This is a genomic window from Pseudocitrobacter sp. 2023LY-00077 (genome assembly GCF_055796175.1).
The window spans coordinates 15269-26326 of record NZ_JBSPEI010000030.1; the positions used below are offsets into that span (position 1 = coordinate 15269).

At 50.5% G+C, this 11058-nt stretch carries 25 protein-coding genes; 1 reads left to right on the top strand and 24 read right to left on the bottom strand.

Annotation, left to right across the window (positions count from 1 at the left end):
* Position 1 precedes the first annotated feature (1 nt).
* From rplO to rpsJ, 21 genes are all read right to left on the bottom strand, one after another.
* Complete coding sequence (gene rplO, locus ACWWFX_RS23735; RefSeq protein WP_015962745.1) at positions 2-436, bottom strand: 50S ribosomal protein L15; 435 nt, start codon at positions 434-436, stop codon at positions 2-4.
* 3 nt (positions 437-439) lie between these two features.
* A complete protein-coding gene (rpmD, locus tag ACWWFX_RS23740; protein WP_001140434.1) occupies positions 440-619 on the bottom strand; it encodes a 50S ribosomal protein L30 in 180 nt (59 codons plus the stop codon).
* A 3-nt stretch (positions 620-622) separates the two neighbouring features.
* Entirely contained in the window at positions 623-1126 is a 504-nt protein-coding gene (gene rpsE, locus ACWWFX_RS23745) for a 30S ribosomal protein S5 (protein WP_015962744.1), read from the bottom strand.
* Between the two features lie 14 nt (positions 1127-1140).
* A complete protein-coding gene (gene rplR / locus ACWWFX_RS23750) occupies positions 1141-1494 on the bottom strand; it encodes a 50S ribosomal protein L18 (protein ID WP_000358960.1) in 354 nt (117 codons plus the stop codon).
* A 9-nt stretch (positions 1495-1503) separates the two neighbouring features.
* Positions 1504-2037, bottom strand: coding sequence for a 50S ribosomal protein L6 (gene rplF / locus ACWWFX_RS23755; RefSeq protein WP_174895458.1), 534 nt, complete (start codon positions 2035-2037; stop codon positions 1504-1506).
* A 12-nt stretch (positions 2038-2049) separates the two neighbouring features.
* Entirely contained in the window at positions 2050-2442 is a 393-nt protein-coding gene (rpsH, locus tag ACWWFX_RS23760; protein ID WP_003031127.1) for a 30S ribosomal protein S8, read from the bottom strand.
* A 30-nt stretch (positions 2443-2472) separates the two neighbouring features.
* Entirely contained in the window at positions 2473-2778 is a 306-nt protein-coding gene (rpsN, locus tag ACWWFX_RS23765) for a 30S ribosomal protein S14 (protein ID WP_003863291.1), read from the bottom strand.
* A 10-nt stretch (positions 2779-2788) separates the two neighbouring features.
* Positions 2789-3328, bottom strand: coding sequence for a 50S ribosomal protein L5 (gene rplE, locus ACWWFX_RS23770; protein ID WP_007702494.1), 540 nt, complete (start codon positions 3326-3328; stop codon positions 2789-2791).
* Positions 3329-3342: 14 nt separating this feature from the next.
* Positions 3343-3657: a 50S ribosomal protein L24 gene (gene rplX, locus ACWWFX_RS23775; protein WP_015962742.1), complete on the bottom strand. Its 315-nt coding sequence runs from the start codon at positions 3655-3657 to the stop codon at positions 3343-3345.
* A gap of 10 nt (positions 3658-3667) precedes the next feature.
* Positions 3668-4039 carry a 50S ribosomal protein L14 gene (rplN, locus tag ACWWFX_RS23780; protein ID WP_000613954.1) on the bottom strand — a complete coding sequence of 124 codons (372 nt, stop codon included), beginning with the start codon at positions 4037-4039 and terminating at the stop codon, positions 3668-3670.
* Between the two features lie 166 nt (positions 4040-4205).
* Positions 4206-4460, bottom strand: a complete 255-nt coding sequence (gene rpsQ, locus ACWWFX_RS23785; protein WP_015962741.1) for a 30S ribosomal protein S17 — start codon at positions 4458-4460, stop codon at positions 4206-4208.
* Positions 4460-4651: a 50S ribosomal protein L29 gene (gene rpmC, locus ACWWFX_RS23790; protein WP_015962740.1), complete on the bottom strand. Its 192-nt coding sequence runs from the start codon at positions 4649-4651 to the stop codon at positions 4460-4462. The genes rpsQ and rpmC overlap by 1 nt, the downstream gene beginning before the upstream one ends.
* Positions 4651-5061 (bottom strand): 50S ribosomal protein L16, encoded by a 411-nt coding sequence (gene rplP, locus ACWWFX_RS23795; protein ID WP_002919759.1) that lies wholly within the window; start codon positions 5059-5061, stop codon positions 4651-4653. Before rplP ends, rpmC begins: the two co-directional genes overlap by 1 nt.
* A gap of 12 nt (positions 5062-5073) precedes the next feature.
* Positions 5074-5772, bottom strand: coding sequence for a 30S ribosomal protein S3 (rpsC, locus tag ACWWFX_RS23800; RefSeq protein WP_006817277.1), 699 nt, complete (start codon positions 5770-5772; stop codon positions 5074-5076).
* Positions 5773-5789: 17 nt separating this feature from the next.
* Positions 5790-6122, bottom strand: coding sequence for a 50S ribosomal protein L22 (rplV, locus tag ACWWFX_RS23805; protein WP_002919773.1), 333 nt, complete (start codon positions 6120-6122; stop codon positions 5790-5792).
* A gap of 14 nt (positions 6123-6136) precedes the next feature.
* Positions 6137-6415 (bottom strand): 30S ribosomal protein S19, encoded by a 279-nt coding sequence (rpsS, locus tag ACWWFX_RS23810; protein ID WP_001138117.1) that lies wholly within the window; start codon positions 6413-6415, stop codon positions 6137-6139.
* A gap of 16 nt (positions 6416-6431) precedes the next feature.
* The gene (rplB, locus tag ACWWFX_RS23815) at positions 6432-7253 is read right to left on the bottom strand and encodes a 50S ribosomal protein L2 (protein ID WP_015962739.1); all 822 of its coding nucleotides are present in this window, start codon (positions 7251-7253) and stop codon (positions 6432-6434) included.
* Positions 7254-7270: 17 nt separating this feature from the next.
* Positions 7271-7573 carry a 50S ribosomal protein L23 gene (rplW, locus tag ACWWFX_RS23820; RefSeq protein ID WP_000617546.1) on the bottom strand — a complete coding sequence of 101 codons (303 nt, stop codon included), beginning with the start codon at positions 7571-7573 and terminating at the stop codon, positions 7271-7273.
* Complete coding sequence (gene rplD / locus ACWWFX_RS23825) at positions 7570-8175, bottom strand: 50S ribosomal protein L4 (RefSeq protein WP_000424395.1); 606 nt, start codon at positions 8173-8175, stop codon at positions 7570-7572. The genes rplW and rplD overlap by 4 nt, the downstream gene beginning before the upstream one ends.
* Before the next feature lie 10 nt (positions 8176-8185).
* Positions 8186-8815, bottom strand: coding sequence for a 50S ribosomal protein L3 (gene rplC, locus ACWWFX_RS23830; RefSeq protein ID WP_231826062.1), 630 nt, complete (start codon positions 8813-8815; stop codon positions 8186-8188).
* Between the two features lie 32 nt (positions 8816-8847).
* Entirely contained in the window at positions 8848-9159 is a 312-nt protein-coding gene (gene rpsJ / locus ACWWFX_RS23835) for a 30S ribosomal protein S10 (RefSeq protein WP_001181005.1), read from the bottom strand.
* Between the two features lie 375 nt (positions 9160-9534).
* On the opposite strand from rpsJ, the gene ACWWFX_RS23840 reads away from it, so the two are divergent.
* On the top strand, positions 9535-9999 hold the full coding sequence (locus tag ACWWFX_RS23840; protein ID WP_473224920.1) for a prepilin peptidase: 465 nt from the start codon (positions 9535-9537) through the stop codon (positions 9997-9999).
* Here the strand turns inward: ACWWFX_RS23840 and bfr are convergent.
* The 3 genes from bfr to ACWWFX_RS23855 all read right to left on the bottom strand — a co-directional run.
* On the bottom strand, positions 9996-10472 hold the full coding sequence (gene bfr, locus ACWWFX_RS23845; protein ID WP_015962736.1) for a bacterioferritin: 477 nt from the start codon (positions 10470-10472) through the stop codon (positions 9996-9998). The two genes, ACWWFX_RS23840 and bfr, sit on opposite strands and share 4 nt — an antisense overlap.
* A gap of 71 nt (positions 10473-10543) precedes the next feature.
* Positions 10544-10738, bottom strand: coding sequence for a bacterioferritin-associated ferredoxin (gene bfd, locus ACWWFX_RS23850; RefSeq protein ID WP_015962735.1), 195 nt, complete (start codon positions 10736-10738; stop codon positions 10544-10546).
* Between the two features lie 177 nt (positions 10739-10915).
* A partial coding sequence (locus tag ACWWFX_RS23855; RefSeq protein WP_446661267.1) for an EF-Tu C-terminal domain-related protein occupies positions 10916-11058 on the bottom strand: 143 nt, incomplete at its 5' end.

Sequence of the window (11058 nt, forward strand, 5' to 3'; positions counted from 1 at the left end):
CTTATTCCTCGATTTTACCGCCAGCAGCTTCGATAGCAGCACGAGCGCCTTTAGTAACACGCAGGCCACGAACAGTTACCGGAGTAGTGACTTCACCAGCCAGGATCACTTTCGCGAACTCGATCTGGATACCGATAATGTTAGCTGCTTTCAGCGTGTTCAGGTCTACAACACCGCCTTCCACTTTCGCCAGGTCAGACAGACGGATTTCCGCTGTAATCGCTGCTTTGCGAGAAGTGAAGCCGAATTTCGGCAGACGACGGTACAGAGGCATCTGACCACCCTCGAAACCACGACGTACGCCACCGCCAGAACGAGACTTCTGACCTTTGTGACCACGACCGCCGGTTTTACCGAGGCCAGAACCGATACCACGACCCAGACGGCGACCCGCCTTTTTAGAGCCTTCGGCCGGAGACAGAGTATTTAAACGCATCTCTTACTCCTCAACTTTAACCATGAAGGAAACCGCGTTGACCATACCACGAACAGCAGGAGTATCCTCGCGTTCTACGGTGTGACCAATACGACGCAGACCCAGGCCAAGCAGCGTTGCCTTGTGTTTCGGCAGACGACCGATTGCACTGCGGGTTTGAGTAATTTTAATAGTCTTTGCCATGGTTTATTTCCCCAGAATTTCTTCAACGGATTTACCACGCTTGGCAGCGACCATTTCCGGAGATTTCATATTTTCCAGACCATCGATAGTTGCACGAACCACGTTAATCGGGTTGGTGGAACCATACGCTTTAGCCAGAACGTTACGAACTCCAGCGACTTCCAGAACGGCGCGCATTGCACCACCGGCGATGATACCGGTACCTTCGGAAGCCGGCTGCATGAATACACGAGAACCCGTGTGAGTACCCTTAACTGGGTGCTGCAGGGTGCCGGTATTCAGCGCGACGTTAATCATATTGCGACGGGCTTTTTCCATCGCTTTCTGGATCGCTGCTGGAACTTCACGCGCTTTACCGTAACCAAAACCTACGCGACCGTTACCATCGCCTACTACAGTCAGAGCTGTGAAGGAGAAAATACGACCACCTTTAACGGTTTTAGATACGCGGTTTACCGCGATCAGCTTTTCCTGCAGTTCGCCAGCTTGTTTTTCGATGTGAGCCATCTTACACCTCTACCTTAGAACTGAAGGCCAGCTTCACGGGCAGCATCTGCCAGTGCCTGGACACGACCATGATATTGGAACCCGGAACGGTCAAAGGATACATCTTTGATGCCTTTTTCCAGAGCGCGTTCAGCAACAGCTTTACCCACAGCTGCAGCCGCGTCTTTGTTACCGGTGTACTTCAGTTGTTCAGCGATAGCTTTTTCTACAGTAGAAGCAGCTACCAGAACTTCGGAACCGTTCGGTGCAATTACCTGTGCGTAAATATGACGCGGGGTACGATGTACCACCAGGCGAGTTGCGCCCAGCTCCTGGAGCTTGCGGCGTGCGCGGGTCGCACGACGGATACGAGCAGATTTCTTATCCATAGTGTTACCTTACTTCTTCTTAGCCTCTTTGGTACGCACGACTTCGTCGGCGTAACGAACACCCTTGCCTTTATAAGGCTCAGGACGACGGTAGGCGCGCAGATCCGCTGCAACCTGACCGATCACCTGCTTATCAGCGCCTTTCAGCACGATTTCAGTTTGAGTCGGACATTCAGCAGTGATACCCGCAGGCAGCTGATGGTCAACCGGGTGAGAGAAACCTAAAGACAGGTTTACTACATTCCCTTTAACCGCTGCACGATAACCTACACCAACCAGCTGTAGCTTCTTAGTGAAGCCTTCGGTAACACCGACAACCATTGAGTTCAGCAGGGCACGCGCGGTACCAGCCTGAGCCCATCCATCTGCGTAACCATCACGCGGACCGAAGGTCAGTGCATTATCTGCATGTTTAACTTCAACAGCATCGTTGAGAGTACGAGTCAGCTCGCCGTTTTTACCTTTGATCGTAATAACCTGACCGTTGATTTTTACATCAACGCCGGCAGGAACAACGACCGGTGCTTTAGCAACACGAGACATTTTTTCCTCCGATTAGGCTACGTAGCAGATAATTTCGCCACCAAGACCAGCTTGGCGCGCTGCACGATCAGTCATAACACCTTTAGAGGTAGAAACAACTGCGATACCCATGCCGGCCATAACTTTCGGCAGCTCATCTTTACGTTTGTAGATGCGCAGACCTGGGCGGCTGACACGCTGAATGCTTTCTACAACAGCTTTACCCTGGAAATACTTGAGAGTAAGTTCCAGTTCCGGCTTGGTGTCGCCTTCAACTTTAAAATCTTCAATAAAACCTTCTTCCTTCAGCACGTTGGCAATTGCCACTTTCAGCTTGGAGGAAGGCATGGTGACCGCAGCTTTGTTCGCGGCCTGACCGTTACGGATACGGGTCAGCATATCCGCGATCGGATCTTGCATGCTCATCTGTCTTTACTCCCGTGATTCAATTGGTAATTACCAGCTAGCCTTTTTCAAGCCTGGTACTTCACCGCGCATAGCGGCTTCACGAAGCTTAATACGGCTCAACCCGAACTTGCCCACATAACCATGCGGACGACCTGTTTGACGGCAGCGGTTACGCTGACGAGACGGGCTGGAATCACGCGGCAGACTCTGCAGCTTCAGAACAGCGTTCCAACGATCTTCATCGGAAGCGTTCACATCAGAGATGATAGCTTTCAGTTCAGCGCGTTTAGCGAAGAATTTATCAGCTAAAGCTACGCGTTTTACTTCGCGTGCTTTCATTGATTGCTTAGCCATTCAGTAACCCTTACTTGCGGAACGGGAAGTCAAAGGCAGCCAGCAGAGCACGGCCTTCTTCGTCAGATTTCGCAGTAGTGGTAATGGTAATATCCAAACCACGCACGCGGTCGACTTTATCGTAGTCGATTTCTGGGAAGATGATCTGCTCACGGACACCCATGCTGTAGTTACCACGGCCATCGAATGACTTAGCGGACAGGCCACGGAAGTCACGGATACGCGGTACAGCAATAGTGATCAGGCGCTCAAAGAACTCCCACATGCGTTCGCCACGCAGAGTTACTTTACAGCCGATCGGATAGCCCTGACGGATTTTGAAGCCTGCAACTGATTTGCGTGCTTTGGTGATCAGCGGTTTTTGACCGGAGATTGCTGCCAGGTCAGCTGCTGCGTTATCCAGCAGTTTCTTGTCAGCGATCGCTTCACCAACACCCATGTTCAGGGTGATCTTCTCGACCCGAGGGACTTGCATGACAGAATTGTAGTTAAACTCAGTCATGAGCTTGTTAACTACTTCGTCTTTGTAGTAATCATGCAGTTTCGCCATCGTACTACTCCAAATTACTTGATAGTTTCGCTGTTAGACTTGAAGAAACGGACTTTTTTGCCGTCTTCGAATCTAAAGCCTACACGGTCGGCCTTGCCGGTTGCCGCATTGAAGATTGCAATGTTAGAGATCTGAATAGCTGCTTCTTTCTCAACAATGCCGCCTGGTTGGTTCAGGGCCGGAACCGGCTTCTGATGTTTTTTAACCAGGTTGATACCTTCAACAATGACCTTGCCGGAAGACAGGACATTTTTTACTTTACCGCGTTTACCTTTATCTTTACCGGTTAACACGATAACTTCGTCATCACGACGGATCTTCGCTGCCATGATTCGCTCCTTAGAGTACTTCTGGTGCCAGAGAGATAATTTTCATGAACTTCTCGTTACGAAGTTCACGAGTTACCGGCCCAAAAATACGCGTACCGATAGGCTGCTCACTGTTATTGTTTAAAATAACGCATGCATTACCATCGAAGCGAATGACAGAACCGTCCGGGCGACGAACACCCTTCTTGGTGCGCACCACTACCGCCTTCAGCACATCACCTTTTTTGACCTTACCACGCGGAATTGCTTCCTTGATGGTGATCTTGATGATGTCGCCTACGCCTGCGTAGCGACGGTGCGAGCCACCCAGAACCTTGATACACATTACGCGACGTGCACCGGAGTTGTCGGCGACGTTCAGCATAGTCTGTTCTTGGATCATTTTAGTGCTCCGCTAATGTCAACTACTACTGAGACCCGAAAATCAGGCCATTAAAAAGCCCCATATATCGAGGGCGCGGCATTATAACACCACTCTCAAGATATGGGTAGAAAAAATAAACGGCTCATCGCTGAGCCGTTTATTCGTATCGAGAACGAGTACTGTATTACAGAACCGCTTTCTCTACAACGCGAACCAGCGTCCAGGACTTAGTCTTGGACAGCGGACGGCATTCGCGGATTTCAACCACGTCACCGGTACCGCATTCGTTGTTCTCGTCATGTACGTGCAGTTTGGTCGTACGTTTGATGAATTTACCGTAGATCGGGTGTTTCACAAAACGTTCGATAGCAACAACAATGGATTTCTCCATTTTCGCGCTAACGACGCGACCTTGCAGAGTACGGATTTTATCGGTCATTACGCACCCGCCTTCTGAGTCAGTAAAGTCTTAACACGTGCAACATCACGACGCACTTGCTTCAGCAGATGAGTCTGTTGCAGCTGGCCACTTGCAGCCTGCATGCGCAGGTTGAACTGCTCACGCAGCAAGTTCAGCAGCTCAGCGTTCAGATCTTCAACGCTTTTTTCACGCAGCTCTTTTGCTTTCATTACATCACCGTCTTAGTTACAAAGGTGGTTTTGATCGGCAGTTTCGCGGCTGCGAGGCCGAATGCTTCACGGGCCAGCTCTTCCGGTACACCGTCCATTTCATACAGGACTTTGCCCGGCTGAATCAAGGCAACCCAATACTCCACGTTACCTTTACCTTTACCCATACGAACTTCAAGAGGCTTCTCGGTAATCGGTTTGTCCGGGAATACACGGATCCAGATTTTACCTTGACGCTTCACTGCACGGGTCATAGCACGACGTGCTGCTTCGATCTGACGTGCAGTCAGACGACCACGGCCAACAGCTTTCAGACCGAAAGTGCCGAAGCTAACATCCGTACCCTGCGCCAGACCGCGGTTACGGCCTTTGTGCACTTTACGGAATTTTGTACGCTTTGGTTGTAACATCAGCGACGCTCCTTATTTACGGCCTTTACGCTGCTGCTTTTTAGGTTGAGCAGCCGGTTCCGGTTGTTCAACAGCAGCCATACCACCCAGGATCTCACCTTTGAAGATCCATACCTTAACGCCGATTACACCGTAAGTGGTGTGCGCTTCAGAGGTGTTGTAGTCGATGTCAGCACGCAGAGTGTGCAGCGGTACGCGACCTTCGCGGTACCATTCGGTACGTGCGATTTCCGCGCCGCCCAGACGGCCGCTAACTTCAACTTTGATACCTTTAGCGCCCAGACGCATTGCGTTCTGTACAGCACGCTTCATAGCACGACGGAACATAACGCGACGTTCCAGCTGAGAAGTGATGCTGTCAGCAACCAATTTAGCGTCCAGTTCAGGCTTACGAACTTCGGCGATATTGATCTGAGCAGGAACGCCAGCGATATCCGCTACGACCTTGCGCAGTTTTTCTACGTCTTCGCCTTTCTTACCGATAACGATACCCGGGCGAGCAGTGTGAATAGTCACACGGATGCTCTTAGCCGGACGCTCGATAACGATACGAGATACGGACGCTTTTGCCAGTTCCTTCGTCAGGTACTGACGTACTTTAAAATCGCTGTCCAGGTTGTCAGCGAATTCTTTGGTGTTCGCGAACCAGGTAGAGTTCCATGGTTTGACAATACCCAGGCGAATACCATTAGGATGTACTTTCTGACCCATTGCTAGTCTCCAGAGTCTCAGCGATCGGACACAACCACAGTAATGTGGCTGGTGCGCTTCAGGATGCGATCTGCACGACCTTTTGCACGCGGCATAATGCGCTTCATGCTCGGGCCTTCGTCTACGAAAATTTTCGCAACTTTCAGATCGTCAATGTCAGCGCCATCGTTGTGTTCAGCGTTAGCAATGGCAGATTCCAGTACTTTCTTGACCAGTACAGCCGCTTTCTTATTGGTGTAGGTCAGAATATCCAGGGCCTGCGACACTTTCTTACCGCGAATCAGGTCAGCAACAAGGCGAACCTTCTGAGCAGAAGAACGAGCATGGCGATGTTGAGCTAAAGTTTCCATCTCTTCCTCCTACCTTATTTCTTCTTCGCTTTTTTATCAGCAGCATGGCCGCGATAAGTACGAGTCGGTGCGAATTCACCCAGTTTGTGACCAACCATTTCGTCGGTTACAAAGACTGGAACGTGCTGACGACCATTATGGACAGCGATGGTCAAACCGATCATGTTAGGAAAGATCGTTGAACGACGGGACCAAGTGCGCAGGGGCTTCTTGTCTCCGCTTTCCACCGCTTTCTCTACCTTCTTCAGCAAGTGCAGGTCAATAAAAGGACCTTTCTTGAGAGAACGTGGCATGGCTTATCCTCTAAAATTATTTGCTACGGCGACGTACGATGAATTTATCAGTACGCTTGTTGCTGCGGGTCTTCTTACCTTTGGTCTGCAGGCCCCACGGGGATACCGGGTGCTTACCAAAGTTACGACCTTCACCACCACCATGTGGGTGATCGACTGGGTTCATCGCAGTACCGCGAACGGTAGGACGAACACCACGCCAGCGTGCAGCACCTGCTTTACCCAGAACGCGCAGCATATGCTCAGCATTGCCAACTTCGCCCAGAGTTGCACGGCAGTCTGCTTCGACTTTACGCATTTCACCAGAACGCAGACGCAGGGTGACATAAGCACCATCGCGAGCAACGATCTGAACGTAAGTACCAGCGGAACGTGCCAGCTGACCGCCTTTACCTGGTTTCATTTCTACGTTATGAACGGTAGAACCAACCGGGATATTGCGCATCGGCAGGGTGTTACCTGCTTTGATTGCAGCATCAACGCCAGACTGAATCTGGTCGCCAGCTTTCAGGCCTTTAGGGGCCAGGATGTAACGGCGTTCGCCATCTTTGTACAGAACCAGCGCGATGTTCGCGGAGCGGTTCGGATCGTACTCAAGACGTTCAACTGTTGCCGGGATACCGTCTTTGTTGCGTTTGAAGTCAACAATACGATAAGCCTGCTTATGGCCACCACCGATGTGACGAGTGGTGATACGGCCATTGTTGTTACGACCACCGGATTTGCTGTTTTTTTCCAGCAACGGAGCAAAAGGTTTGCCCTTGTGCAGCTCAGGGTTAACCACTTTAACTACGTGGCGACGACCCGGAGATGTCGGTTTACATTTAACAACTGCCATTGTATTACTCCTCCGACTTACTCAGCGCCGCCAACGAAGTCCAGATTCTGGCCTTCTTTCAGGGTGACGTAAGCTTTTTTCCAGTCGCTACGACGACCGATACGCTGTCCGTGACGTTTAACTTTCCCTTTAACTACCAGGGTGTTAACGACTTCGACTTCGACTTCAAACAGTTTCTGCACAGCAGCTTTGATTTCTGCTTTGGTCGCGTCTTTAGCAACTTTGAGAACGATGGTGTTAGTTTTTTCCATCGCAGTAGACGCTTTTTCAGAAACGTGCGGTGCGCGCAGCACCTTCAGCAGACGTTCTTCACGAATCATGCCAGCATCTCCTCAACTTGCTTAACAGCATCAGCAGTCATTACGACTTTGTCGAAGGCGATCAGGCTAACCGGGTCGATACCCGTTGCATCGCGAACGTCAACCTTGTGCAGGTTACGTGCTGCGAGGAACAGATTTTCGTCCAGCTCACCGGTGATGATCAGCACATCTTCCAGAGCCATGTCTTTCAGTTTCTGTGCCAGCAGCTTAGTTTTAGGCGCTTCTACAGAGAACTTCTCGACAACGATCAGACGATCCTGACGTACCAGTTCGGACAGAATGCTTTTCAGCGCGCCGCGGTACATCTTTTTGTTAACTTTTTGACTGTGGTCCTGCGGACGAGCAGCGAAGGTCACGCCACCGGAACGCCAGATCGGGCTCTTGATAGAACCTGAACGCGCACGGCCGGTACCTTTCTGGCGCCATGGTTTTTTACCAGAACCAGTTACTTCAGCACGAGTCTTCTGAGCACGAGTACCCTGACGAGCACCAGCTGCATAAGCAACAACAACCTGGTGAACCAGCGCTTCGTTGAAATCACGACCGAAGGTAGTTTCGGAAACAGTCAGCGCGCTCTGCGCGTCTTTCAATACTAATTCCATTGCTATCCCCTTACGCCTTCACAGCTGGTTTAACGATCAGGTCGCTACCGGTTGCACCCGGGACCGCACCTTTCACCAGCAGCAGGTTGCGCTCAGCGTCAACACGTACTACGTCCAGGCTCTGAACGGTGACACGTTCGTTACCCAGCTGACCTGCCATTTTCTTGCCTTTGAACACTTTGCCCGGAGTCTGGTTCTGACCGATAGAACCCGGAACGCGGTGAGACAAGGAGTTACCGTGAGTAGCGTCCTGGGTACGGAAGTTCCAGCGCTTAACGGTACCAGCAAAACCTTTACCTTTAGAGGTACCGGTTACGTCAACTTTTTTAACTTCAGCAAACAGTTCGACGCTGATGTTCTGACCAACGGTGAATTCTTCACCCTCTGCCAGACGGAATTCCCACAGGCCGCGGCCAGCTTCTACGCCAGCTTTAGCGAAATGGCCAGCTTCCGGCTTGGTTACACGGTTTGCTTTTTTAGCACCGGTGGTAACCTGAACAGCACGATAGCCGTCGTTAGCCAGGTCTTTAACCTGAGTAACACGGTTTGCTTCAACTTCGATTACGGTTACTGGGATAGAAACGCCATCTTCAGTGAAGATGCGGGTCATACCCACTTTTTTACCGACTAAACCAATCATTGTATCAACCTCTCAATCGCTCGATGACCTGATTAACCCAGGCTGATCTGCACGTCTACACCGGCAGCCAGGTCCAGACGCATCAGAGCATCAACGGTTTTCTCGGTTGGCTCAACGATGTCAACCAGACGCTTGTGAGTGCGAATTTCGTACTGATCACGCGCGTCTTTGTTAACGTGCGGAGAGATCAGAACGGTAAAGCGCTCTTTGCGGGTCGGCAGCGGGATCGGACCGCGAACCTGCGCACCAGTGCGCTTGGCAGTCTCGACGATTTCCGCGGTTGATTGATCGATCAGACGATGATCAAACGCTTTAAGGCGGATACGGATTCTTTGGTTCTGCATGAGACCAGAGCTCCAATTATTTTATAGACGAAATGATTACTCCTCATACCCATTACGATTGATGGGAGAGTGTAACCGTTCTTACGTAGTTCCCCGATTGGGAACATTGTTGATGACCAAAGAGCGCCATCGGGTTCATATCGAACCGCTGTCAATATTAGACAAGCCCGCGCATTATACGCAAATACCAGCGTGAAGCAAGGGGTGTTTAGAAATTAGTCATGACGATTTGCGTTGCTGCCCGCATCCCGCACTGTAAAAGATGTCATCACGTGAGAAATACCGGAAAGCGACTCGTAGCACTGTGTTTTGCCTTTTGCGCCCAGAGCGAGCCTTCGCCACACTCGTGGCCTGGACAACTTACCGGAGGCGAGTATGGCTTATGCTCCCCTGCCCTTCTTCATTTTCTACACGCTATTAACACTGGCGCTTAGCTGGCATGACTGGCGTACCGGTCTGCTGCCGGACAGACTGACCTGTCCGCTCTTGTGGGGCGGCGTGCTGTATCACCTGTGCCTTTACCCTGCGCAGTTATCTTTATCGCTGTGGGGAGCCATCGGGGGATACGTCGCCTTTGCGCTGATTTACTGGGGATATCGTGGCGTGCGCCATCGGGAAGGATTAGGCTATGGCGATGTGAAATTGCTTGCCGCGCTGGGCGCATGGCATGGCTGGCAGGTGCTTCCTGAGCTGATACTCTCTGCCGCGTTGTTGGCCCTGCTCTTTATCAGCCTGTCAGCGTTCTACCAGTGCAAGTGGCAGGCAATAAAAAACCCGCTGCCATTTGGCCCATTTCTGGCCGCAGCGGGTTTCATCATATTCGGGCTTAGGGTGTTTTAGTCTTCGACTTTGATTTGCGACTGTAGATAATTTTGCAGGCCAATCTTGCCGATCAGGTCAAGTTCGGTTTCCAGCCAGTCGATATGATGCTCTTCTTCACTGAGAATGTTGATAAGCATATCGCGGCTCACATAGTCATGAACGCTGTCGGCGTAGGCAATGGCTTCACGAAGGTCTTTCGCGCCTTCCAGCTCAAGACGAAGATCCGATTGCAGCATCTCTTCCACATCTTCGCCAATTTGCAGTTTGCCAAGATCCTGGAGATTCGGTATCCCTTCGAGAAATAAAATACGCTCGATATATTTATCTGCGTGCTTCATCTCATCAATTGATTCGTGATACTCGATATCGTTGAGGCGCATCAGGCCCCAGTTTTTGAACATTCTCGCATGGAGAAAGTATTGGTTGATTGCGACAAGCTCATTTCCCAATAATTTATTGAGATAATTTATAACCTTAACATCACCTTTCATTATGTAGTCCCTCCGCTTCCACTTATTGAAGCGTAGATCGGGCTACAGGGATGTCAAAAAAAGAATCAGGCTCAGGCGATTTCCTGATATTCCGGCATCTGCGTTAATTCGTCTTCCATCACTTCGCGGGCCGCACGTACGCACTTACCGCATTGATTTCCCACGGGTATAAATTTGCGTAATTGCTGGAAAGATTGAGGATGAAACTGGCGAACTACCTGGCGAATTTTTTTATCGCTTACACCGTTACACAAACAAACGTACATAATGACTCCCGCTTAATTTATGAACAGAGTGTAAATGAGAATAGTTATGATTACAATAGTAGATGACAAATGACGCAGCGGGTGCGCATTTTTAAATAAAAAATGAATGCTGGAATAATAGACAGCAAAAAGGGCGCCGAAGCGCCCTTTTTAAGCTCAAAACTAATTAATTAATAATTAGCTCATTACTTTAGCAACAACGCCCGCGCCAACGGTACGGCCGCCTTCACGGATTGCGAAACGCAGACCGTCGTCCATCGCGATCGGGTGGATCAGGGTAACAACCATTTTGATGTTGTCGCCCGGCATTACCATCTCTA